Raw genomic sequence first — 22655 nt, 5'->3', positions numbered from 1 at the left:
GGTCGAAGACACCTACGCACCGCATGGTCCCGATCAGCCGCGGCCGACACTCTGGAGATACAACGGCCGAGCGGCCCGAGCAGACCGAGCAGAAACGGACGACACCGATGGCCACGGAGTACGGACAGGAGTACGGGCACATGGAGCGTTCGGAGTTCCGGGGGTCCGACCTCGACGAGCGGCGGCGGCGTCTCCCCGCCGGTCTTCGCGCGCCGATCGAGGCCCGCGCCTGGAAGGAATTCGGCTATGTGCTGCTGAGCCTGCCGATCAGCCTGGTCACGTTCGTGTTCGCGGTCACGATGCTGTCGCTCGGCGCCGGCCTGCTGATCACGTTCATCGGCATCCCGGTGCTCGCCGCCGGGCTCGCCGCCTGCCGCGGCATCGGCTCGCTGGAGCGGGTGCGGGCGCGGGCGCTGCTCGACGTGGAGGTGGCGGACCCGGAGCCGCTGCGGCCCAAGAGCGGCGGCCCGACGGGGTGGATGGGGGCCGTGCTCAAGAGCGGCGTCTCTTGGCGGCACGTCCTCTACTCCGTGCTCCACATGCCGTGGGCGGTCTTCTCCTTCACCGTGTCGGTGATCTTCTGGACGTACGGCTGGGCGATGCTCACGTACCCGCTGTGGCACTGGATCTTCCCGGTCTACGCAGGTCAGGACGGTATCCAGCTCTACGGCGACGACGGACACCGCATCTACGTGGACAACCCCTTCGAGATCGGCGTCACCGCCCTCACCGGCCTGCTGATCACGCTCGCCACCCCCTGGATCATCCGGGCCCTGACCACCGTCGACCGCGTCATGGTCGTCGGGCTGCTCGGCCCCTCCAGCCTGGCGACGCGCGTCGTCGAGCTGGAGTCGGACCGCGGTGTCGTGGTCGACACGGCGGCGGCCGACCTGCGCCGCATCGAGCGCGACCTGCACGACGGCGCGCAGGCCCGTCTGGTGGCGCTCGCCATGGACCTGGGTCTGGCCAAGGAGAAGCTGACCGAGGACCCGGAGGCCGCGGCGCGCATGGTGGGCGAGGCGCACGGCGAGGTGAAGGTCGCCCTCCAGGAGCTGCGCGACCTGGCCCGGGGCATCCACCCGGCGGTCCTGACCGACCGCGGCCTGGACGCGGCGCTCTCCTCGCTCGCCGCCCGGTGCACGGTCCCGGTCCAGGTCGAGGTGGACCTGCCCGCGCGGCCCGCCGCCGCGATCGAGGGCATCGCGTACTTCACGGTCTCCGAGCTCCTGCAGAACATCAGCAAGCACGCGCGGGCGTCGCGTGGTTCGGTCGACGTCTGGCAGGTCGAGGACCGGCTGATGCTCCAGGTCTCCGACGACGGGGCCGGGGGCGCGGACGTGACCGGCGGCTCGGGTCTCGCGGGGCTCGCCGAGCGGCTCGACGCCGTCGACGGAATCCTGGTCGTGAACTCGCCGGTGGGCGGGCCCACGACGGTGACGGCCGAGCTGCCCTGGCGGGCCTAGTCGCCTGGCGGGCGCGGCCGCGGATCTTCGCGCGCTCACTCACCCGTTCACCCACCCGTTCACCCCGCGGCACGGGGGATCGGGTGGGTTCCGCCATGCCGCAGATGCGCGGGCGCGGACGAGGGGTCCGTCCTCTGGCGGACAAGGGGTCTGTCCACCAACTGTCCACGAACGCGGTAACGCCCCTCCGTACGCGCGATACTGAGGTGCCGGGGGACAACCAGAACCGAATATGCCGGGGGGCCGTGAACGTGGAGGACAAAGTGCGGGTCGTCATCGCCGAGGATTCAGTGCTGCTGAGGGAGGGCCTGACCCGGTTGCTGACCGACCGCGGGCACGACGTCGTCGCGGGGGTGGGCGACGCGGACGCGCTGATCAAGACGATCAACGAACTCTCCTCGGAGGGCGCGCTGCCCGACGTGGTCGTCGCCGACGTGCGGATGCCGCCGACGCACACGGACGAGGGGGTGCGGGCCGCTGTGCACCTGCGCCACCAGTTCCCCGGGCTCGGGGTGCTCGTCCTGTCGCAGTACGTGGAGGAGCAGTACGCCACCGAGCTGCTCGCCGGATCGAGCCGTGGCGTCGGTTATCTGCTCAAGGACCGCGTCGCCGAGGTGCGCGAGTTCGTGGACGCGGTGGTGCGTGTCGCGCAGGGCGGCACCGCGCTCGACCCGGAGGTCGTGGCGCAGCTGCTCGGCCGCAGCCGCAAGCAGGACGTCCTCGCGGGGCTTACACCGCGCGAACGCGAGGTACTCGGTCTGATGGCCGAGGGGCGGACGAACTCCGCGGTCGCCCGGCAACTGGTGGTGAGCGACGGTGCCGTCGAGAAGCACGTCAGCAACATCTTCCTGAAGCTGGGGCTTTCCCAGAGCGACGGGGATCACCGGCGCGTGTTGGCGGTTCTCACCTATCTGAACTCCTAGCAATCTGACACTTCGTCAGCTATTGAGTGTCCGTAGAGGCGATCGCGCCACGATCGCACCAGCACGAGCACGAGCACGAGCATCAGCACGAGTACGGAGAACAGTCCTAGAACCAAAGGATGAGTGGGGGCGTCTTCCATGACGGGCCGGGGGGCGAGGCACACCGTGACAAATCGGGGCATCGTTGCGTCTCAAAAGCGCGTCCGTCATGCGATCTACCACAGGTAGGCGACCCTTACCGACGTAGGGTGGGCCTTGGGGAGGTCGCTCGCCCGGCCCTTCCCGCTCAGCCGCCCGAGGGAGGTCCAGTTCAGTGACCAGCCAGGTCAGTAGCCCAGCCGAGCAGGCCGATGGGGCAGTCGTCGGAGAACAGCGCAAGCCTGCTGGTGAGAAGGATGTACGCCGTCTGGACCGGGTGATCATCCGCTTCGCGGGTGACTCCGGTGACGGTATGCAGCTCACCGGTGACCGTTTCACTTCGGAGACGGCGTCCTTCGGGAACGACCTCTCGACTCTGCCGAACTTCCCCGCCGAGATCCGTGCTCCTGCCGGGACCCTGCCGGGCGTCTCCTCCTTTCAGCTGCACTTCGCCGATCACGACATCCTCACGCCGGGTGACGCGCCGAACGTTCTGGTGGCGATGAACCCGGCCGCGCTGAAGGCGAACATCGCCGATGTGCCGCGCGGCGCGGAGATCATCGTCAACACGGACGAGTTCTCCAAACGGGCGATGCAGAAGGTCGGCTACGACGTCTCGCCGCTGGAGGACGGCTCACTGGACGGCTACAGCGTCCATCCGGTGCCGCTGACGACGCTCACCGTCGAGGCGCTCAAGGAGTTCGACCTCTCGCGCAAGGACGCGGGCCGCAGCAAGAACATGTTCGCGCTGGGGCTGCTCTCGTGGATGTATCACCGCCCGACGGAGGGCACCGAGAAGTTCCTGCGCACGAAGTTCGCCAAGAAGCCGGAGATCGCGGAGGCGAACATCGCCGCCTTCCACGCGGGCTGGAACTTCGGCGAGACGACCGAGGACTTCGCGGTCTCGTACGAGGTCGCCCCCGCCGCCTCGGCCTTCCCGACCGGCACGTACCGCAACATCTCGGGGAACCTGGCCCTGTCGTACGGACTGATCGCCGCGGGCCGGCAGGCGGATCTGCCGCTGTATCTGGGCTCGTACCCCATCACTCCGGCCTCCGACATCCTGCACGAGCTGTCCAAGCACAAGAACTTCGGTGTGCGCACCTTCCAGGCCGAGGACGAGATCGCGGGGATCGGCGCCGCGCTGGGCGCGGCCTTCGGCGGCTCGCTCGCGGTGACGACGACCTCGGGGCCGGGAGTGGCGCTGAAGTCGGAGACCATCGGGCTCGCGGTGTCGCTGGAGCTGCCGCTGCTGGTGGTGGACATCCAGCGCGGCGGACCCTCGACCGGTCTGCCGACCAAGACCGAGCAGGCGGACCTGCTCCAGGCGATGTTCGGGCGCAACGGCGAGGCACCGGTGCCGATCGTGGCGCCGATGACGCCGGCCGACTGCTTCGACGCGGCGATCGAGGCGGCCCGCATCGCGGTCACCTACCGCACGCCCGTCTTCCTGCTGTCCGACGGCTACCTGGCCAACGGCTCCGAGCCCTGGCGCATCCCGGACACCGACGAACTCCCGGACCTGCGCGTGCAGTTCGCCTCGGGGACCAACCACACCGAGGACGACGGCACCGAGGTGTTCTGGCCCTACAAACGCGACCCGCAGACGCTGGCCCGCCCGTGGGCGATCCCCGGAACGCCGGGTCTCGAACACCGCATCGGCGGCATCGAGAAGCAGGACGGCACCGGCAACATCTCCTACGACCCCGCCAACCACGACTTCATGGTCCGCACCCGCCAGGCCAAGATCGACGGCATCCAGGTCCCCGACCTGGAGGTCGACGACGCGACCGGCGACGCCAAGCTCCTGGTCCTGGGCTGGGGTTCGACCTACGGCCCCATCACCGCGGCGGTGCGCCGGCTGCGGGCGGTCGGCGAGAGCGTCGCGCAGGCCCATCTGCGCCACCTCAACCCCTTCCCGCGGAATCTGGGCGAGGTCCTGAAGCGTTACGACAAGGTGGTGATTCCCGAGATGAACCTCGGGCAGCTCGCCACGCTCCTCCGCGCCAAGTACCTCGTGGACGCGGTCTCGTACAACCAGGTCAATGGAATGCCGTTCAAGGCCGAGCAGCTCGCCACGGCTCTCAAGGAGGCCATCAATGGCTGACACGAAGACCGAAGGCACCGGGAGCACGATCGAAGCGCTTTCGCTGGTGCCCAAGGCCGAGGCCAAGCAGTCCATGAAGGACTTCAAGTCCGACCAGGAGGTGCGTTGGTGCCCCGGCTGCGGTGACTACGCGGTCCTGGCGGCCGTGCAGGGCTTCATGCCCGAACTCGGCCTGGCCAAGGAGAACATCGTCTTTGTCTCGGGCATCGGCTGCTCCAGCCGCTTCCCGTACTACATGAACACCTACGGGATGCACTCCATCCACGGCCGCGCCCCCGCCATCGCCACCGGACTCGCCTCGTCCCGGCGGGATCTGAGCGTCTGGGTGGTCACCGGCGACGGCGACGCGCTCTCCATCGGCGGCAACCACCTCATCCACGCCCTGCGCCGCAACGTGAACCTGAAGATCCTGCTCTTCAACAACCGCATCTACGGACTCACCAAGGGCCAGTACTCCCCGACCTCCGAGGTCGGCAAGATCACCAAGTCGACGCCGATGGGCTCGCTGGACGCGCCCTTCAACCCGGTCTCCCTCGCGATCGGCGCGGAGGCGAGCTTCGTGGCCCGCACCGTGGACTCCGACCGCAAGCACCTCACCTCGGTGCTGCGCGAGGCCGCCGAACACCCCGGCACCGCCCTGGTGGAGATCTACCAGAACTGCAACATCTTCAACGACGGCGCCTTCGAGGTCCTCAAGGACAAGCAGCAGGCCGAGGAAGCCGTCATCCGCCTCGAACACGGGCAGCCCATCCGCTTCGGGGCGGACGGCGGCAAGGGCGTGGTGCGCGACCCGGCCACCGGCGACCTCAAAGTCGTCCCGGTCACGCCTGAGACCGAGTCGCAGATTCTGGTCCACGACGCGCACTCGACCTCGCCGACGCTGGCCTTCGCGCTGTCGCGGCTCGCGGACCCCGACACCCTGCACCACACCCCGATCGGCGTCTTCCGCAGCATCGAGCGCCCGGTCTACGACACGCTGATGTCCGACCAGCTCGACACCGCCATCGAGCAGAACGGCAAGGGCGACCTGGCCGCGCTGCTCGCGGGCGGCGACACCTGGACGGTCGTCGGCTAGCTCGACCGGCTCGTCCCGAGGCCCGGTCCTGATCCTTCAGGACCGGGCCTCGTCGTACGCCTGACGCGCTTCGTCGTACGCCTGCCGCGCTTGCTGCACGTCGGCGAGGCGCCGCTCGGTCCACTCGGCGAGGCCACGGACCTGCCCGCCTACCTCGCGCCCGAGGTCGGTGAGCGAGTAGTCGACGCGCGGCGGGATGACCGGCTTGGCGTCGCGGTGCACGAGGCCGTCGCGCTCCAGGGTCTGGAGGGTCTGCGTCAGCATCTTCTCGCTGACCCGGCCGAGGGCCCGGCGCAGCTCACTGAAGCGGTACGAGCGCTCGTCCAGGGCGATCAGGACGAGCACGCCCCAGCGGCTCGTGACGTGTTCCAGGACGAGGCGCTGCGGGCACATCCCCTCGTCCCCGAGGTTCCAGTTACTTACTGCCATGTCAGTACCTTACTTCAAAGTGGGTACTTTCCAGAAGTTAGCGCTAGACGTAGGATCGTTGCCAGAACCACACCAAAGGGAGATTCCAGACATGAGCATCGTCGTCACCGGAGCCACCGGACACCTCGGCCGTCTCGTCATCGACGGGCTGCTCGACGCGCGGGTGCCCGCCGGGCAGATTGCCGCCGTCGTCCGCGACAAGGAGAAGGCAGCCGATCTCGCCGCGCGCGGCATCGAGCTGCGGATCGCGGACTACAGCGCGCCCGAGACCCTCGCCGGCGCCTTCGCCGCGGGCGACAGGGTCCTGCTGATCTCCGGCAGCGAGGTCGGGCAGCGCGTGCCGCAGCACGCGGCGGTGATCGACGCGGCGCGCGGCGCGGGCGTCGCGCTCCTGGCGTACACCGGCGTCCTGGGCGGACCGGACGCCGACTTCGACCTGGCGGCCGAGCACAAGGAGACCGAGCGGCTCGTCCTCGACTCCGGCCTTCCGCACACGTTCCTGCGCAACGGCTGGTACCACGAGAACTACACGGCCAACCTCGCCCCCGTCCTGGAGCACGGCGCCGTCGTCGCCTCCGCGGGCGAGGGCCGGGTCGCCTCCGCGGCGCGCGCCGACTACGCGGCGGCCGCCGTCGCCGTCCTGACCGGCGACGGCCACGAGGGCAAGGTCTACGAGCTGAGCGGTGACGTCGCCTGGAGCCTGTCCGAGTACGCAGCCGAGATCGCCCGGCAGACCGGCAAGGACATCTCGTACGCGAACGTCTCCGCCGAGCAGAACCTCGCGATCCTGACCGGCGCCGGTCTTCCCGAGCCGTTCGCCGCGATCCTCGTCGACGTGGACTCGGCGATCGAGCGGGGGCTGCTCGCCGGTACGAGCGGCGATCTGGCCCGGCTGATCGGGCGGCCCACGACGCCGCTCGCCGATGCGGTCGCGGTGGCGCTCAAGGGCTGACGCCGGGCGGCTCACGGGGCTGTCGGCGGGCGGCTCGCGGGACTGACTGCGGGCGAGACGGAGGTCATGACCGTTTTCGTGAGACGGGCATGACACGGGGGCGTCCGGGCCGCTACCTTCTTGGATGCAGCGTGGGGCTGCCGTGCACCAAGGAGGGGCCGTGGACGCTGCCGCAGCTGAGCAGTCGAAGAGCGAGCAGCGCATAGGCCTGCTGAACGGCTTCGCCGCCTACGGGATGTGGGGCCTCGTGCCCCTCTTCTGGCCCCTGCTCAAGCCGGCCGGAGCGGGCGAGATCCTCGCGCACCGCATGGCGTGGTCCCTCGTCGTGGTCGGCGTCGCGCTGCTGATCGTGCGGCGCTGGGCCTGGGCGGGCGAACTGATCCGCCAGCCGCGCAAGCTGGGCCTGGTGACGATCGCGTCGGCGGTCATCACCGTCAACTGGGGCGTCTACATCTGGGCCGTGAACTCCGGCCACGTCGTGGAGGCCTCCCTCGGCTACTTCATCAACCCCCTGGTCACCATCGCCATGGGCGTCCTGCTCCTGGGCGAACGGCTGCGTCCCGTGCAGTGGGCGGCCGTCGCCGTCGGCCTCGCGGCGGTCCTCGTGCTGGCCTTCGGGTACGGGCAGCCGCCGTGGATCTCGCTCTGCCTCGCCTTCTCCTTCGCCACGTACGGCCTGGCGAAGAAGAAGGTCGGGCTCAGCGGTCTGGAGTCCCTCGCCGCCGAGACCGCCATCCAGTTCCTGCCCGCGGTCGGGTTCCTGGTGTGGCTGGGGGCGCGGGGCGACGCCACGTTCGGCGCGGAGGGCCTCGGGCACGCGGCGCTCCTCGCGGCGACCGGTGTGGTCACCGCCCTTCCCCTGGTCTGCTTCGGCGCCGCCGCGATCCGGGTGCCGCTGTCGACGCTCGGGCTGCTCCAGTACCTCGCTCCCGTCTTCCAGTTCCTGCTCGGCATCCTGTACTTCCATGAGGCGATGCCGCCCGAGCGGTGGGCCGGGTTCGGTCTCGTGTGGCTGGCGCTGACGCTGCTGACGTGGGACGCGTTGCGCACCGCGCGGCGCAACGCGGTGCGGCTCGCCGCGGGGCGTCAGGCTGCTGTTGCGGCGACTTCGGCCTCCGCCGCCGGGCGGGAGACCGAGCCGATGACTCCCGCTGCGGGGCGGGAGGGGTCCGCGGTCTGACGTCGCGAGGTCTTTCCGCTTGCGGCCGCGAGTGCGTTGTGGCTGGGCGCGCGGTTCCCCGCGCCCCTTTGGGGCGCCCCCGGCAGCAAGATCAGCCCCATGCCTTCGCCTTCGCCTTCGCCGCGGCCTTCGCGTAGACGCCGAAATCGCGCGGCTCTCGGCCCAGGACATCTCGTACGCCCGGCGTGGGCTTCGCGTTGTGGCCCCCCGCCAGCCAGGCCAGGACGTCCGCGAGGGCGCGGGCCGCGTCATCGGGGACGTCGGATGCACGCGGATCACCGCCGCGTCGGGCGAGCCGCGCGTCCTGCGGGAGGGTGACGCCGCCGTGGTCTGCACGACGGCCGGCCGGCGGAACACGTCGGCCCCACCTCCTGCGATTTCGGCGTCATCGTCGCTACCTTCCCCATAAGGGAACAGAAGTGATCGAAAGCGACATGACCTGACCGAGGCCGGCGGGAGGTCGAGACCCTCGTGCCCGAGAAGCCGCGGACGCCGCAGAAGCCGCAGACACTGCCGACACTGCAGACGCTGCGGAAACCGACGAAGCCGTGGAAGCCGCGGAAGCCGCGGAAGCCGCGTCCGAGTGGCCGCCGCCCCCTCCTCGCCGCCTGCGCCGCCTTCGCCCTCCTCTCCGCGGCCCTCGTCCCGTTCACCCTCTCCCTCGGCTGGGACGAGATCGTCTACGCGAGCCGCTTCCCGCCGTACGCGCCCGCCACCCCCTTCAGCGCGCCCCGCACCCGTGGCGTCCCGGTGCTCATCGCCCCCGTGGCGGCCTGGAGCGACTCGGTCGTCCTGCTCAGGGTCTGGCTGACGCTGCTCGCGACCGCCGCCCTCTACCTGGGCTTCCGTCCCTGGCTGCGCGTCCTCGCGCACCGTCCCGCCGCCGTCGGCGTGGCCGCCGGGCTCTACGGAAGCCTCTGGTTCGCGCTGTTCTACGCGAACGCCGCGATGCCGAACCACTACACCGCCATGGGGGTCACGGCCGCGGTCGGGCTCTTCCTCGGGGCGGGCCCCGGGCGCCTCGCCCTCGCGGGGATCGCGGCGGGGCTCGCCCTCGCCGCCCTCATGCGTCCCAACGACGGTGCCGCCGTCGCCGCCGCGCTGCTCCTCGCCGCCCTGGCCGTGCCCGTCTGGCGGACGCGGGGGCGCATCATCGCCGTGGCGGGCGGCGTCGCGGCCGGTCTGCTGCCGTGGATCGTCGAGGCGTACGTCCGCTTCGGCGGCGTACGCGAGCGGCTCACCGACGCGAGCGACGTGCAGGGCGGGCTGCGTCCCCTCGCGGCCATCGAGGCCCAGTTCACCGCGCTCGACGGTCCGTTGCTCTGCCGCCCCTGCGACGCCGACCGGCTCAGGGTCCCGGCCGCGGAGTGGTGGATCCTGCTGCCGCTGCTCGTGGCCGCGGGGCTGTGGGCCGTGCGAAGGGCGGTCGACGGCTCCGAGCGGGCGACCCGCCGGGCCCTCTGGCTGGCCGTGGCCGTCGCGCTGGCCGCCGCCCTCCCCTATCTCCTCCTCGTCCCCTACGGCGCCCCGCGCTTCCTCCTGCCCGCCCACGCCCTCCTCGCCGTCCCCGCGGCCGTCGGCGTCCTCGCCGTCGCCGACCGCGCGCGGCGCGCCCTCACCGTCGCCCTCGCCGTCCTCCTCGTCGCCCACCTGGCGGTCCAGCTCCCCCTCACCTTCGGCAACGCCCGTATCCAGACGGGCGCCCGCGGCGACTGGGCCCGCATCACCGACGTCCTGTACGCGCAGGGGGTCCGCGCCCCGTGCCTCCTGAAGGGCAACACTTCGGTGATCCCCATCGCGTACGTGTCCGGATGCTCGGCCGCTCACCGGGACGACCGGCACCGGCCCGCCGCCCTGGTCCTGCGCGAGAAGGAACCCCCGCGCTGGGCCCGCGACTGGCGGCGCCACCCCGTGCCGGACACCTACGCGCCCGGCTGGACGGTGTTCCTGCCGCCCCCTGCCGCCGAGTCGAGCCGTTCGACCGCCCTGCGGAACACGGCGCCCGATATGCGCTCTTGACGCACGGTCAAGCTCAGCAGCACCATCAGGCACGCCAATTCTGTTCGACGTTCACGGTATTGGCGTACCCCCAACCCCCCCACCGAACGATCCAACAGAACACGGAGCCCCCCACATGAAGCTCTCCGTTCCCGGACGCGCCACGGCCGCGGCCGTCATAGCCGTCACCGGACTGCTGACCACCAGCGCGATATCCTCCGCGGCCCCCGCCCCCACGGCGGCCGCCCCCGACATCTCCGTGGCCAACGTCCAGGGCCACCTCTCGCAGCTCCAGTCCATCGCCTCGTCCAACGGCGGCAACCGCGCCCACGGCAGCGCGGGCTACAAGGCCTCCGTCGACTACGTGAAGGGCAAGCTGGACGAGGCCGGATTCACCACGTCCCTCCAGGAGTTCACCTCCAACGGCAAGACCGGCTACAACCTGATCGCCGACTGGCCCGGCGGCAACGCCGACGAGGTCGTCATGGCGGGCTCGCACCTCGACAGCGTCGACTCGGGCCCCGGCATCAACGACAACGGCTCGGGCTCCGCCGCGATCCTGGAGACCGCGCTCACCGTGGCGCGCGAGCAGTACAAGCCCACCAAGCACCTGCGGTTCGCCTGGTGGGGTGCCGAGGAGCTGGGGCTCGTCGGCTCCTCGCACTACGTCGACAAGCTGCCCGCCGGCGAGCGCTCGAAGATCAAGGGCTATCTGAACTTCGACATGATCGGCTCCCCGAACCCGGGCTACTTCGTCTACGACGACGACCCCACGATCGAGAAGACCTTCAAGGACTTCTACGGCGGCCTGGACCTCGCCACGGAGCCCGACGAGGAGGGCGACGGCCGCTCGGACCACGCCCCGTTCAAGGACGCGGGCGTCCCGGTCGGCGGTCTGTTCAGCGGCGCCGACTACAAGAAGACCGCCGAGCAGGCCCAGAACTGGGGCGGCACGGCCGGTGAGCCGTTCGACAAGTGCTACCACTCCGCCTGCGACACGGAGTCGAACGTCGACGGGACCGCGCTCAACCACAACAGCGACGCCGTGGCGTACGCGGTGTGGGGGCTCTCCTCGTAGCCCCCTGGGGCCCGAGGGCGGCCGAGCACCCCCTGGACGCAATTACCTGCGCGTGCATATAGTGCATGCGCAGGTAATTGCGCGGCCTTGAGCGGCCGTGCGCGACCACGCCACTGATCCAGGGGGCCCACCATGACCCGCAACTTCCTCTTCGTCCTCGGCAGCTCCCGCCCCGAGGGCAACACGGAGATCCTGGCCCGCCGGGCCGCCGAGCAGCTCCCCTCGGACGTCGGGCAGCGCTGGCTGAACCTGGCCGACCACCCGCTGCCGGACTTCGAGGACCTCCGCCACGACAGCGATCACGTCCGCCCGAGCGGCGACAGTGCCGCGGTCCTGCTCGACGCGACCGTCGAGGCGACCGACATCGTCATCGCCTCGCCCCTGTACTGGTACTCGGTCTCGGCCACCACCAAGCGCTACCTCGACTACTGGTCGGGCTGGCTGCGCACCCCCGGCGTCGACTTCAAGGCCACGATGGCCGGGCGCAATCTGTGGGGCGTGACGGCGCTCGCCCACGAGGAGGGGGTCGTCGCCGATCCGCTCGTCGGCACCCTGCGCAACTCCGCCGCGTACCTCGGGATGCGCTTCGGCGGCGTACTGCTCGGCAACGGCAGCAAGCCCGGCGACGTACTGAAGGACGAGCGGGCGCTGACCGAGGCCAAGACGTTCTTCGCGCAGGAGCCGCCGCTCGCGCGCTTCCCGTACGACAGCTGACGCCGACCACGCCGTGCTGCCGGGCGCGCCATGACGTCCTACGCCGTGATGTCCTTCGCCCCGAACCGCGCCCACGCCGCCGAGCCGAACAGCACCGCGTACAGGCCCTGGAGGCCGAGGTTCTTGACCAGCTCGTCCCAGTAGACGGGCTCGCGCATGAGGTCCGCGAAGGACAGCCAGTAGTGCGAGAAGAAGTACGGCTGGATGGCGTGCAGTTGCGGGATCTGGTCGAGGATCTGGACCGTGATGAGCAGGCCGACGGTCGTCGCCATCGCCGCGATGCCGCTGCTGGTCAGCGTCGACACGAAGAGACCGAGCGCCGCCACACCGATCAGTGACGCGGCGACCACGAGGGCGATGAGCAGGGCGCGCAGCAGCCCCTCGCCGAAGCCGATCCGGGTGCCGGAGATCGTGGTGACCTCGCCGACCGGGAAGAGCAACGCCCCGACGGCGAGCGCCGACAGGGCCACGACGAGCGTCGCGACCAGGCAGAACGTCATCGTCGTCGCGTACTTGACGAGCAGCAGGCGGGTACGTCCCGCCGGGGCGACCAGGAGATAGCGCAGCGTCCCCGCGCTGGACTCGCCCGCTATGGAGTCGCCCGCGACGACACCGACCGCCATGGGCAGGAAGAAGGGGAGCGTCGCGGCGAGCGCGGTGAAGACCAGGAACAGGCCGTTGTTCGTGACCTGCGCGATGAACGCGGGGCCGCCGGCCTCGCCGCCCCCGCCCACCGTCGAGCCGTCGCTGGTCTCGATCTTGACGGCCACGCCCACCAGGATCGGCACGGCGGCGAGCACACCGAGCAGGGCGAGGGTGCGCCAGCGGCGGAAGGTGATCCCCAGCTCGCTCCGGAAGAGCCCGAGGGTCCAGATCCGCCGCACCTCACGCACCTCACGCGCTTCACCGCTCTCCCGCACGTCGTCGCGTGTGTCGCGTGCGTCCTGTGCGTCGCGTGCGCCCTGTGCGTCGCTTGCGTCGTGTACGTCGTCGACCTCAGCCCGCGACATCGAACCCCTCCCCCGTCAGTGCCACGAACGCATCCTCCAGCGAGGCCCGTTCGACGCCGAAGCCGCGTACCCGGACGCCCGCGCCGACCAAGGCGGCGTTCAGCTCCGCGAGGTCCGTGCCGGTGTCCGCGCCCGGCGGTTCGCCCGTCACGCGGTCCTCCGTCACCACGAGATCCGGCACGCCGAGCTCCTTCAGGACGCGGACCGCGTCGCCCGTGTCCGGTGTCGTCACGACCAGACGTCCGCGCGCACCGGCGGCGAGTTCGGCGACCGGGCCCTGGGTGATCAGGCGGCCCTGGGCCATCACCGCGGCATGCGTGCAGACCTGCTCGATCTCGTCCAGGAGGTGCGAGGAGAGGAAGACCGTCGTGCCCTCCGACGCCAACTCCCGCACCAGCGACCGGATCTCGCGCATGCCCTGCGGATCGAGGCCGTTGGTCGGCTCGTCGAGCACGAGGAGCCTGCGCGGCTGGAGCAGCGCCGCCGCGAGACCGAGGCGCTGCTTCATCCCGAGCGAGTACGCCTTCGCCTTCTTGCCCGCGGCGGCCGTAAGACCCACCCGGTCCAGGGCCGATTCGGCGCGGACACGGCGGGTGCGCGGGTCGGCGGTCGGGTCGGCGGCGTCGTACCGCAGGAGGTTGTCGCGGCCGGAGAGGAAGCCGTAGAGAGCCGGGCCCTCGATGAGCGCGCCCACGTGCGGGAGCACCGTACGGGTCTCGCGCGGCATCGGGCGGCCAAGGACCTTGGCCCGGCCCGAAGTCGGCTCGATCAGGCCCATCAGCATCCGGATGGTGGTCGTCTTGCCCGAGCCGTTCGGCCCGAGGAACCCGAAGACGCTTCCGGCGGGGACGGTGAGGCTGAGGCGGTCCACGGCCAGCTGCTTGCCGTAGCGCTTGGTCAGCACGTCGGTCTCGATCACGCTCTCCGCCGTGGCCCCGGCACTGCTTCCCGGCACCTTCGTCCTCCCCGCTCTCAACCGCTCTCAGCCGCTCTTAGCCGCATTCAGCCGTGACGGCGGGTCCGAGGTGCCTGCCCGGCACCTCGGACCCGCCGCTCAGTCGCCTTGCATCGGCACGCTACTTCGCGTCGTTCGCCGCCTTCACGAGGGCGTCCTTGGTGACCGCGCCCGCGTAGACCTTGCCGTCGTCGGTGATCAGGGCGTTGACCAGGCGGGTCTTGAAGACCGTGCCCGAGCCGAACTCGCCCGTCACCTTGTCGCCGAGCGAGTCGAGCAGCCGCTGCGCGTCCGGCGGGACATCACCGGAGCCGCCCGTCGGGAGGCCCTGGCCGCCCGGCAGCTTCAGCTCGGCGATGGAGTTCCAGCCCTCGCCGATGACGTTCAGGCCGTTCAGGTCCTCCTCGCCCTTGAACTCCTTGCCGCCGAACTCCTTGCCCCCGAACTCCTTGCCGCCGTCCGTGAAGCCGTGCTTCTCGGCCTTGGCCTCGTCGCCCTCCTCCGTGACCTTCGCGCCCTTGGGCGGCGTGAAGTCGAACGTCGACGCGGCCGGCTTGCCGAAGTCGACCTTCGTGAAGCCCGCGTCGACGACCGCGCTGCCGCCGCTCGCCGGGGTGAGCGTGAACTTCAACGGCGTACCGGTCTTGGAGTCCACCGCGACCGTGATCTGGCCGATCGTCGAACCGGACTGCTTGGGCTTGATGACCAGGCGGTAGGCGTCACGGCCCGCGACCTGCGCGGTGCCGTCCACCTTCACCGACGTCGTGCCGTCGACCGCCTTCAGTGCTTCCTCGGCCAGCTCCTTGGGCGTGGACGGGACGTCCTTGGGGAGGTCCTTCTTGCCGGAGCCCTTGCCGGAGTCCGCGGCCTTGCCCGCCGACTCGGAGTGGTAGACCTCGTTCGACTTGCTGTCGTACGCCCACACGTCGTCGCCGTTGTGGATCAGGCTGTACTCGGCGGCGTCGTCCAGGACGGACAGCTTCTGCTTGTCGGGGCCATCGGCCGCGACGCGCAGCGTGTGCGTGCCGGACGCCAGCTCCATCAGCTTCGACTGCGGGTCGGCGGCCGAGCCCTTGCCGTCGCCGTCCTCGCCGTCGCCGCCCGAGCCGCTGCCCGGGGCGAAGCCGCCGGCCAAGTCGCCGCCGAAGGACGGGAGGCCGAGGTCGGTGCTGATCTTCACGGTGCCCGAGAGCTGCTCCGTGTCCGAAGCGGCGATCTTCTCGATGAGTTCCTGTGCGGTGACGTCGGGCAGCTTGGGGTCGCCCGACGTCGCGAGCGCCGGGACGAGCCCGATGGTCGCCGCCGCCACCCCCGCCACCGCGACGGGGACCACGTAACGCGCCGCCTTCCGGCGGCCTACGCGCAGCTCCCCGGTCTCACTGGTGTTCTGCTCCGGTTCGTACGGTGCCATTGTGTGCCCTACCTCCGTGGTCGGCGGCGGCCTTCCCAGTACGTGCGTGCGTCCACCCCGCGCCGCCATTCTCACCCGAATAGGTCAGGAGTGGTTGTTCTTGCTGGACCTTGCTGTTCTCTATACGACCAAATCGGCCAGCCGGAAGCGTCAGACCCCGGGAGCAACTCCACGTACTGCTGTGGGATGACAAAAACAGGCGGCGCCTCCCCCGACCAGTAGGGGAAGCGCCGCTTCGGTCTCAGGGGCTCAGCGCTGCACGAACACGTAGTCCGCCTTGTACGGCACCTTCGCGATGGCGCCCGGCTTGCAGGAACCCGCCGGTGCGACCCCGCCCTCGGTGTTCAGGCGCAGGATCTCCGCGGTGCCGGCGAGCAGACCGCGCGGCTTGCCCGTCTGGGTGGCCGCCAGGTCGAGTTCGGGGATGTTCTTGTCGCCGTTCGGGGTCCGGGAGATCAGCTTGCCGGTGACCTGGCTGCGGTCGGGGGCGGTCCAGCGCGGGGTGCCCGAGTTGGGGGCGACGAAGTCGTGCGCGATGGCGCCGCCGAGCCGGGCGCGCACGTCACGCTGGGCGAAGGCGAACTTTCCGGAGCCGTCGTCGGCCTTCTTGCACTCGTAGATCTGCTCGCCCCGGATCACGGACGCCTGGAAGTTGGCCGCCGCGCCCCGGAAGTCGAAGTCCGTCGTCACCTTGTGGAGCTGGCCGCGGACCGCGCCGCCGGGGAACTCGGCGGTGTGCAGGTTGGCGTAGAAGCTGTTGGGATCGGCCTTCAACTGCTTGAGCAGCGCCGCGTCGTCGACCTTGACCGTGCCCGTGACGCGGTTGCCCTTGCTCTTGCCGAGCAGCCCGGTGAAGTCGATCCTGACGCCGCCGTTGGTGCCCTTGGCGCCCTGGTGGATGTGCAGGGCGGTCGGCTTTCCGGTGCCGCGCCACTTGACCGTGACGGACACCTTGTCGCCCTTGACCTGGACGAACTCCAGGGCCTTGCCGTCCTTGTCGTTGACCGCGGGCCCGCCCGGCACCGGCACCTCGTTCGCGCCGTTCATGCTCGCCGCGAAGATGGCTCCGCCGGTGCTGCTGGTGGTCCTGGTCGTGGTGCTGGTGCTGGTGCTGGTGCTGGCGCTGCTGCCGCCGTCCGCGAAGGCGGGCATCGCCGCCACCGCCAGGCTTCCCGCAGCGGCGACGGCCACACCGGCGGCGAGCAAGGTCCGGCGCCTGTTCGCGACAGTGCCGGAGGTACCAAAAGTGCCCATGGTCAGAAATCTCCCCGTACCTGAGCCGACGCCCCACTGCGTCGGCTTCCGGGCATAGGTACGGAATAGATCTGATCCTGGACTCAATCCAAGTCCAACGTAAAGTGTGACGTAGGTCACACTCCGTAGGCGCCTGACCGACTCTGGCGGGGGTCTCAGCCCGCCCGGTGGACCACCAGATCGCAGAGCTCGACGAGCGAGGTCTTCGCGTCGCAGTCCCGCAGCGGCGCGAGCGTGTCCCGCGCCTCCTCCGCGTACCGCACGGTGTCCTTGCGGGCCTGCTCCAGGGCCGGGTGGGCCCGCAGCCGCGCCAGCGCCTCCGCGTGCCGCGCGTCGTCCGTCAGGTCCGAGTCCAGGAGCTCGGAGAGGGCGATGTCCTCGGGGAGCCCGAGCTTCTCCACCCGCTCGCGCAGCCGCAGGACCGGCAGCGTGGGAATGCCCTCGCGCAGGTCGGTGCCGGGCGTCTTGCCGGACTCGTGCGAGTCCGACGCGATGTCCAGTACGTCGTCGGCGAGCTGGAAGGCCACGCCGAGCCGCTCGCCGTACTGGGTCAGGACGTCCACGACGGTCTCGTCGGCGCCCGACATCATGGCGCCGAAACGGCAGGCCACGGCGACGAGAGAGCCGGTCTTGCCGCCCAGCACGTCGAGGTAGTGGTCGATCGGGTCGCGGCCCTCGGTCGGGCCCGCCGTCTCCAGGATCTGGCCGGTGACCAGGCGTTCGAAGGCCTCCGCCTGGATGCGCACGGCGTCCGGGCCGAGGTCGGCCAGGATGTACGAGGCGCGGGCGAAGAGGAAGTCGCCGGTGAGCACGGCGACGGAGTTGCCCCAGCGCTGGTTGGCGCTGTCCACCCCGCGGCGCACGTCCGCCTCGTCCATCACGTCGTCGTGGTAGAGCGTCGCGAGGTGCGTGAGCTCGACGACAACGGCGGAGGGCACGACGCCCGGCGCGTACGGATCGCCGAACTGCGAGGCGAGCATCACGAGGAGCGGCCTGAACCGCTTGCCGCCCGCGCGCACCAGATGCTGCGCGGCCTCCGTGATGAAGGGGACCCCGCTCTTGGTGGCGTCGAGCAGACCTTCCTCGACGGCCGCCAATCCGGCCTGGACATCGGCTTCGAGAGCCTGGTCCCGCACGCTGAGGCCGAAGGGCCCGACGACGGTCACGAGGGGTTCTCCTGTCTGCTGACGATCACAAGTCGGTCACTCGGTCGATCATCACTCGGTCGATCTTTGCGTGATGATCGCGTCGATGACACGGTTTGTCGATGTGTCGCTGCCATCACTCAAGTCAGCGTATCCGGTCGCCTTTCGATCACAGTGGGCACCCGCCTGTGCAATGCCGCCCAGGCGACGTGCGATCACCACCGGTATGTTCTTGATCAGCTGATACGACACAGAAGACCGCATCGCCCCGTAATCCGCGTAATCCCCGTGATCCCCGAAAGCCCCATGAACAACGGAACTACCGGGAGCAGAACCTTTGTCCCGCACTGAGGCCGACACCGAACCGCCCGCGGAGCCGCCGACGGAGCCACCGCCCGGCGACGACCACGCCTTCTTCGGGCAGCCGCGCGGGCTGCTCACCCTGTCGGGTCTCGAGGTCTGGGAGCGCTTCTCGTTCCTGGGCATGCAGGCCATCCTCGTCCTGTACTTCGCGGACTCCGTCGCGAACGACGGAATGGGCATGGATTCCGGGACCGCCGCCTCGGTGTCGGCGGCGTACGGAACGCTCGTCTACCTCGTCTCGGTGGCGGGCGGCTGGCTCGCCGACCGAATCCTCGGCTCGTACCGCGCGGTCCTGTGGGGCGGCATCCTCATCGCCTGCGGCCACTACTCGATGGCCGTCCCGACGGCGACGATGACCTGGGTGGGCCTGGGCCTGATCAGCGCGGGCACCGGTCTCCTGAAGCCGAACGTCGCCTCGATGGTGGGCAAGCTCTACCGCACCGACGACGACCGCCGCGACGCGGGCTTCGCGCTGTACTACATGGGCATCAACATCGGCGCCTTCGCGGGCCCGCTGATCACCGGCTGGCTGGGCGACCACAAGGGCTGGCACTGGGGCTTCTCGGCGGCCGCGATCGGCATGACCTTCGGCCTCGTCCAGTACGTCCTGGGCCGCCGTCACCTCGCCGGACGCAAGGCGGCGGCCGAGTTCGCGCTGCCCAAGGACGCGATGCGCCGCGCGGTCGTCCTGATCGTCGTGGGCGTCCTCGTGTTCGCGGCACTCGCGGGGCTGCTCGCCGCCCTGGGCTGGCTGACGATGGACCGTTTCGTCGACCTGCTCACCCTGATCTCGGTGATCGCGCCGATCGCCTACTTCGTGGTGATGTTCCGCAGCCCGCGCGTGAGCAGCGAGGAACGCGGGCGGCTGAGGCCGTACGTGGTCCTCTTCCTCGCCTCGGTCGTCTTCAACTTCATCCTCTTCCAGGCCTACTCGACGATGATCCTGCTCGCGTCGACGAACGCCGAGACGTCGATCCTCGGCTACGAGTTCCCCGCCAGCTGGTACGCCTCCGCGCTCGGCGCCTTCGAGGTCGCGCTCGCCCCCGTCGTCGCCGCGGTCTGGGCCAGGATGGGCCACCGCCAGCCGCACGCCTCGAACAAGATCGCCTTCGGCGTGATCCTGGGCGGGCTCTCGTTCCTCCTGATGGTCCTGCCGACCTCGGGGCACGGGGACGACACGTACAAGATGGCCGTCTGGTGGATCGTCGGCTCCTACCTGCTGCTCGGGCTCGGCGACATCCTCGTCGAGACGTCCGGCATGTCGGCCACGACGAAGCTCGCCCCCAAGGCCTTCGCCAGCCAGACCATGGCCCTCTGGTTCCTCTCGCTCGCCCTTGCCAACGGCATCCAAGCGCAGATCGTGAAGCTCTACGGAGAGGTCTCCAACCCGGCGTACTTCGGCGTGAACGGCGCGATCGCGGTGGCCGCGGGTGTGGCCGTCGTCCTGCTCGCGCCGTGGCTGCGCCGCACCATGCATCCCGTCCACTGAGGACACTGAGGTTCCCGCCATGCAGATTCGCACTTCCTTCCCGTACGAGACCACGCGCGAGGACGTCCAGGTACCCCTCCCGGACGGGACCAAGCTGTACGCGCGCATCTGGCGCCCGGTGACGGACGAACCCGTCCCCGCGCTCCTGGAGTACCTCCCCTACCGCCTGAGCGACTGGACGGCGCCGCGCGACTTCCAGCGCCACCCCTGGTACGCGGGCCACGGCTACGCCTCCGTGCGCGTGGACGTGCGGGGCCACGGCAACTCGGAGGGCATGCCGGGCGACGAGTACGACGCCGTGGAGCTGGCGGACGGGGTCGCGGTCGTCAACTGGCTCGCCGAGCAGCCCTGGTGCACCGGCAAGGTCGGCATGTTCGGCATCTCCTGGGGCGGCTTCAACTCCCTCCAGATCGCGGCCCTGGCACCCGAGCCGCTCAAGGCGATCATCACGGTCTGCTCCGCGGACGACCGTTATGACAACGACGTGCACTACATGGGTGGTTCCGTCCTGGCGGTGGACATGCACGCGTGGGCGGCGACGATGCTCGCCTTCGTCTCGCGCCCGCCGGACCCGCTGTTCGTCGGCGACCGCTGGCGGGACATGTGGCTGAGCCGTCTCGAAGCCGTGGACCCCTTCATCCACACCTGGCTCGACCACCAGACCCGGGACGCCTACTGGCGGCACGGCAGCGTCTGCGAGGACTACTCGGCGATCGGCGCGGCGGTCCTCGCGGTGGGCGGCTTCCACGACCCCTACCGGGACACGGTCCTGCGCCTGGTCGAGCATCTGCCGGGCGAGGTGCGGGGGCTGATCGGCCCGTGGTCGCACCAGTACCCGGACCGGGGGCTGCCGCCGGGCCCCGCGATCGGCTTCCTCCAGGAGACGCTGCGCTGGTGGGACCACCACCTCAAGGGCGTCGACACGGGCATCATGGCCGAGCCGAAGCTGCGCTCCTGGATCAGCGACTCGCACCCGCCGGCGACCGTGTACGCCGAGCTGCCGGGCGGCTGGGTCGGGGACCCCTCCTGGCCGTCGCCGAACGTCACACCCACGTCCTACGCCCTCCAGGGCGCGCCCATGGTGGTGAACTCCCCCCAGCACACCGGCCTGGACGCGGGCCGCTACTTCCCCTTCGGCAACGACGCGGACCTGCCGCCGGACCAGCGCGACGAGGACGCGAAGTCGGCGTGCTTCGAGTTCGAGGTCCCCGCTGCCGTACGCATCCTGGGCCGCCCCAAGGTGACGCTGCGCCTGAAGATGGACGCCCCGTCCGGCCAGGCGATCGCGCGGGTGTGCGACGTGGCCCCGGACGGTTCGTCGACCCTGGTCACCCGGGGCGTACTGAACCTGTCGGCCCGCAACGGCCGGGACCGGGTGGATCCGTGGCCGGTGGGCGGGACGGAGGACGTGACGTTCGAGCTCAACGCGATCGGCCACACCTTCCCGCCGGGTCACAAGATCCGGCTCGCGGTGTCGTCGGCGTACTGGCCGTGGATCTGGCCGCAGGCCGAATCGGCGGGCTTCGTCCTGGACCCGGCGGGCAGCGCGCTCGAACTCCCCGTACGGCAGGGCGATCTCGACCCTTCGATCACCTTCGAGGCTCCCGAGCAGTCGGAGCCGCTCGGGGTGGTGTACCCGGCGACGCTCGACGAGCTGCGTCCCGAGCGCCTCGTCGTACGCGATGTGGCGAAGGGCGAATGGCGCATGGAGGTGGACCCGCGCTACGGCGGCACGCGGGTCTACCCGGACGGCCTCGAATTCACCGAGGACGCGGTGGAGACGTACACGATCGACGAGTCCGACCCCCTCAGCGCCCGCACCCGCTCCGACTGGACGATCCGCCTGCACCGCCCGGAGCTGGCGTGGGACGTGTCGATCCGGTCCCGCTCGGAGATCACCTGCGACGCGGCGGACTTCATCACGTCGAACGAGGTGGTGTGCAAGGACGGGGACGAGGTGGTGTTCCACCGGACGTGGGAGAAGCGCATCCCGCGGACGGCGGGCTGACGCGCCCTACCGCCGCGCCGAGAGCAGCCGCTCCAGGACTACGGCCACCCCGTCGTCCTCGTTGGACGAAGTCACCTCGTCGGCGGCCGACTTGAGGTCGGGGTGGGCGTTGGCCATGGCGACACCGCGGGCCGCCCACACGAACATCGGTACGTCGTTGGGCATGTCCCCGAAGGCGATGGTGTCCTCGGAGGTCATCCCGAGCCGCTCGGCGGCCAGCGCGAGCCCGGTCGCCTTGGTCACCCCGCGCGGCTGGAGCTCGACGGTGCCGGGCCCGGACATGGTGACGGTGGCGAGGGGCCCGACGGCGTCGCGGGCGACGGCGGCCAACTCGTCGTCGGTCAGCTCGGGATGGCGCAGGAGCACCTTGCTGATGGGCTCGGCCCAGAGCGCGTCACGCCCTCGCACGCGTACGGCGGGCAGCGTGGGGTGCGGCATCAGATAGCCGGGCTCGATGAGCGTGAGCCCGTCCACGCCGTCCTGGTCCACGGCGGCGTAGACCTGCCCGACCTCCGCCTCGATCTTCCCGAGCGCGGCCTCGGCGAGCTCGCGGTCGAGCGTCACGGACCAGACCATGCGGTCGGCCCCGGAGTCGTACAACTGCGCCCCCTGACCGCAGACGGCGAGGCCACCGCCGCCCAGATCGTCGAGGAGCGGCTTCACCCGCGGCGCGGGTCGCCCGGTCACCACCAGGTGGCGCGCCCCCGCCGCGGCCGTCGCCGCGAGCACGGCCAGCGACCGGTCGGAGACGGTGTCGTCGCCGCGCAGCAGCGTCCCGTCCAGGTCAGTGGCGATGAGTGAATATGCGAGGGGGGCAGCCATGATCCAGAGAATACGGATCCCCGGCGATGCTGAAAGCAACGTGACAGGAGCTGTGACGCGCGCAGTGCGCTGGTCGCACAACCGGCGCTCGGAGGATTCACCGGGACGAGTCGCCGCGAACCGGCTTCGGGGCGCATCCCG

18 protein-coding genes are annotated in these 22655 nt (G+C 70.5%); 11 read left to right on the top strand and 7 right to left on the bottom strand.

Features of this window, described 5'->3' with window-relative positions; genetic code table 11:
• The first annotated feature begins 107 nt into the window (after positions 1-107).
• The 4 genes from ACZ6ZP_RS38805 to ACZ6ZP_RS38790 all read left to right on the top strand — a co-directional run bounded on the left by ACZ6ZP_RS38805 (position 108) and on the right by ACZ6ZP_RS38790 (position 5706).
• Positions 108-1463, top strand: coding sequence for a sensor histidine kinase (locus ACZ6ZP_RS38805; protein WP_351170308.1), 1356 nt, complete (start codon positions 108-110; stop codon positions 1461-1463).
• A 263-nt stretch (positions 1464-1726) separates the two neighbouring features.
• Positions 1727-2386, top strand: coding sequence for a response regulator transcription factor (locus ACZ6ZP_RS38800; RefSeq protein ID WP_351170452.1), 660 nt, complete (start codon positions 1727-1729; stop codon positions 2384-2386).
• Between the two features lie 313 nt (positions 2387-2699).
• A complete protein-coding gene (locus ACZ6ZP_RS38795) occupies positions 2700-4631 on the top strand; it encodes a 2-oxoacid:acceptor oxidoreductase subunit alpha (protein ID WP_351170305.1) in 1932 nt (643 codons plus the stop codon).
• Positions 4624-5706, top strand: a complete 1083-nt coding sequence (locus ACZ6ZP_RS38790; RefSeq protein WP_469410292.1) for a 2-oxoacid:ferredoxin oxidoreductase subunit beta — start codon at positions 4624-4626, stop codon at positions 5704-5706. Before ACZ6ZP_RS38795 ends, ACZ6ZP_RS38790 begins: the two co-directional genes overlap by 8 nt.
• 36 nt (positions 5707-5742) lie before the next feature.
• On the opposite strand, the gene ACZ6ZP_RS38785 is transcribed toward ACZ6ZP_RS38790, so the two are convergent.
• Positions 5743-6135, bottom strand: a complete 393-nt coding sequence (locus ACZ6ZP_RS38785) for a winged helix-turn-helix transcriptional regulator (RefSeq protein WP_351170299.1) — start codon at positions 6133-6135, stop codon at positions 5743-5745.
• A gap of 91 nt (positions 6136-6226) precedes the next feature.
• Between ACZ6ZP_RS38785 and ACZ6ZP_RS38780 the strand changes: the two genes are divergently transcribed.
• From ACZ6ZP_RS38780 to ACZ6ZP_RS38760, 5 genes are all read left to right on the top strand, one after another.
• A complete protein-coding gene (locus ACZ6ZP_RS38780; protein WP_361469003.1) occupies positions 6227-7087 on the top strand; it encodes an SDR family oxidoreductase in 861 nt (286 codons plus the stop codon).
• A 160-nt stretch (positions 7088-7247) separates the two neighbouring features.
• The gene (rarD, locus tag ACZ6ZP_RS38775; RefSeq protein ID WP_469410291.1) at positions 7248-8267 is read left to right on the top strand and encodes an EamA family transporter RarD; all 1020 of its coding nucleotides are present in this window, start codon (positions 7248-7250) and stop codon (positions 8265-8267) included.
• A gap of 471 nt (positions 8268-8738) precedes the next feature.
• On the top strand, positions 8739-10286 hold the full coding sequence (locus ACZ6ZP_RS38770) for a hypothetical protein (protein ID WP_469410290.1): 1548 nt from the start codon (positions 8739-8741) through the stop codon (positions 10284-10286).
• Between the two features lie 115 nt (positions 10287-10401).
• Positions 10402-11343: a M28 family metallopeptidase gene (locus ACZ6ZP_RS38765; protein WP_351170287.1), complete on the top strand. Its 942-nt coding sequence runs from the start codon at positions 10402-10404 to the stop codon at positions 11341-11343.
• Positions 11344-11475: 132 nt separating this feature from the next.
• Positions 11476-12057, top strand: coding sequence for a flavodoxin family protein (locus ACZ6ZP_RS38760; protein WP_361469015.1), 582 nt, complete (start codon positions 11476-11478; stop codon positions 12055-12057).
• Positions 12058-12095: 38 nt separating this feature from the next.
• Here the strand turns inward: ACZ6ZP_RS38760 and ACZ6ZP_RS38755 are convergent, their stop codons facing one another.
• The 5 genes from ACZ6ZP_RS38755 to ACZ6ZP_RS38735 all read right to left on the bottom strand — a co-directional run bounded on the left by ACZ6ZP_RS38755 (position 12096) and on the right by ACZ6ZP_RS38735 (position 17853).
• The gene (locus ACZ6ZP_RS38755; protein ID WP_469410289.1) at positions 12096-13067 is read right to left on the bottom strand and encodes an ABC transporter permease; all 972 of its coding nucleotides are present in this window, start codon (positions 13065-13067) and stop codon (positions 12096-12098) included.
• A complete protein-coding gene (locus tag ACZ6ZP_RS38750; RefSeq protein WP_351170281.1) occupies positions 13054-14022 on the bottom strand; it encodes an ABC transporter ATP-binding protein in 969 nt (322 codons plus the stop codon). The genes ACZ6ZP_RS38755 and ACZ6ZP_RS38750 overlap by 14 nt, the downstream gene beginning before the upstream one ends.
• Positions 14023-14143: 121 nt before the next feature.
• Positions 14144-15433 carry a LolA family protein gene (locus tag ACZ6ZP_RS38745; RefSeq protein WP_351170278.1) on the bottom strand — a complete coding sequence of 430 codons (1290 nt, stop codon included), beginning with the start codon at positions 15431-15433 and terminating at the stop codon, positions 14144-14146.
• Between the two features lie 249 nt (positions 15434-15682).
• The gene (locus ACZ6ZP_RS38740) at positions 15683-16687 is read right to left on the bottom strand and encodes a CHRD domain-containing protein (protein WP_469410288.1); all 1005 of its coding nucleotides are present in this window, start codon (positions 16685-16687) and stop codon (positions 15683-15685) included.
• Positions 16688-16842: 155 nt separating this feature from the next.
• Complete coding sequence (locus ACZ6ZP_RS38735; protein ID WP_351170272.1) at positions 16843-17853, bottom strand: polyprenyl synthetase family protein; 1011 nt, start codon at positions 17851-17853, stop codon at positions 16843-16845.
• A gap of 316 nt (positions 17854-18169) precedes the next feature.
• Here ACZ6ZP_RS38735 and ACZ6ZP_RS38730 point away from each other — a divergent pair, with 316 nt between their 5' ends.
• Together ACZ6ZP_RS38730 and ACZ6ZP_RS38725 are read left to right on the top strand one after the other, a co-directional pair.
• Positions 18170-19684: a peptide MFS transporter gene (locus ACZ6ZP_RS38730; RefSeq protein ID WP_351170269.1), complete on the top strand. Its 1515-nt coding sequence runs from the start codon at positions 18170-18172 to the stop codon at positions 19682-19684.
• 19 nt (positions 19685-19703) lie between these two features.
• Positions 19704-21692, top strand: coding sequence for a CocE/NonD family hydrolase (locus tag ACZ6ZP_RS38725; RefSeq protein ID WP_469410287.1), 1989 nt, complete (start codon positions 19704-19706; stop codon positions 21690-21692).
• 6 nt (positions 21693-21698) lie between these two features.
• Here ACZ6ZP_RS38725 and ACZ6ZP_RS38720 read toward each other — a convergent pair whose 3' ends face one another.
• The gene (locus ACZ6ZP_RS38720) at positions 21699-22514 is read right to left on the bottom strand and encodes an HAD family hydrolase (protein WP_351170263.1); all 816 of its coding nucleotides are present in this window, start codon (positions 22512-22514) and stop codon (positions 21699-21701) included.
• Positions 22515-22655: the final 141 nt, after the last annotated feature.

Source organism: Streptomyces sp. NPDC054047 (assembly GCF_055585065.1).
This window is presented reverse-complemented; position numbering and strand designations above follow the sequence as displayed.

Bases quoted from the DNA above. Each gene is read 5' to 3' on its own strand.
- ACZ6ZP_RS38805 (WP_351170308.1), top strand. From the start codon at position 108: ATGGCCACGGAGTACGGACAGGAGTACGGGCACATGGAGCGTTCGGAG.
- ACZ6ZP_RS38790 (WP_469410292.1), top strand. From the start codon at position 4,624: ATGGCTGACACGAAGACCGAAGGCACCGGGAGCACGATCGAAGCGCTT.
- ACZ6ZP_RS38785 (WP_351170299.1), bottom strand. From the start codon at position 6,135: ATGGCAGTAAGTAACTGGAACCTCGGGGACGAGGGGATGTGCCCGCAG.
- ACZ6ZP_RS38780 (WP_361469003.1), top strand. From the start codon at position 6,227: ATGAGCATCGTCGTCACCGGAGCCACCGGACACCTCGGCCGTCTCGTC.
- ACZ6ZP_RS38765 (WP_351170287.1), top strand. From the start codon at position 10,402: ATGAAGCTCTCCGTTCCCGGACGCGCCACGGCCGCGGCCGTCATAGCC.
- ACZ6ZP_RS38760 (WP_361469015.1), top strand. From the start codon at position 11,476: ATGACCCGCAACTTCCTCTTCGTCCTCGGCAGCTCCCGCCCCGAGGGC.
- ACZ6ZP_RS38755 (WP_469410289.1), bottom strand. From the start codon at position 13,067: ATGTCGCGGGCTGAGGTCGACGACGTACACGACGCAAGCGACGCACAG.
- ACZ6ZP_RS38745 (WP_351170278.1), bottom strand. From the start codon at position 15,433: ATGGCACCGTACGAACCGGAGCAGAACACCAGTGAGACCGGGGAGCTG.
- ACZ6ZP_RS38740 (WP_469410288.1), bottom strand. From the start codon at position 16,687: ATGGGCACTTTTGGTACCTCCGGCACTGTCGCGAACAGGCGCCGGACC.
- ACZ6ZP_RS38725 (WP_469410287.1), top strand. From the start codon at position 19,704: ATGCAGATTCGCACTTCCTTCCCGTACGAGACCACGCGCGAGGACGTC.
- ACZ6ZP_RS38720 (WP_351170263.1), bottom strand. From the start codon at position 22,514: ATGGCTGCCCCCCTCGCATATTCACTCATCGCCACTGACCTGGACGGG.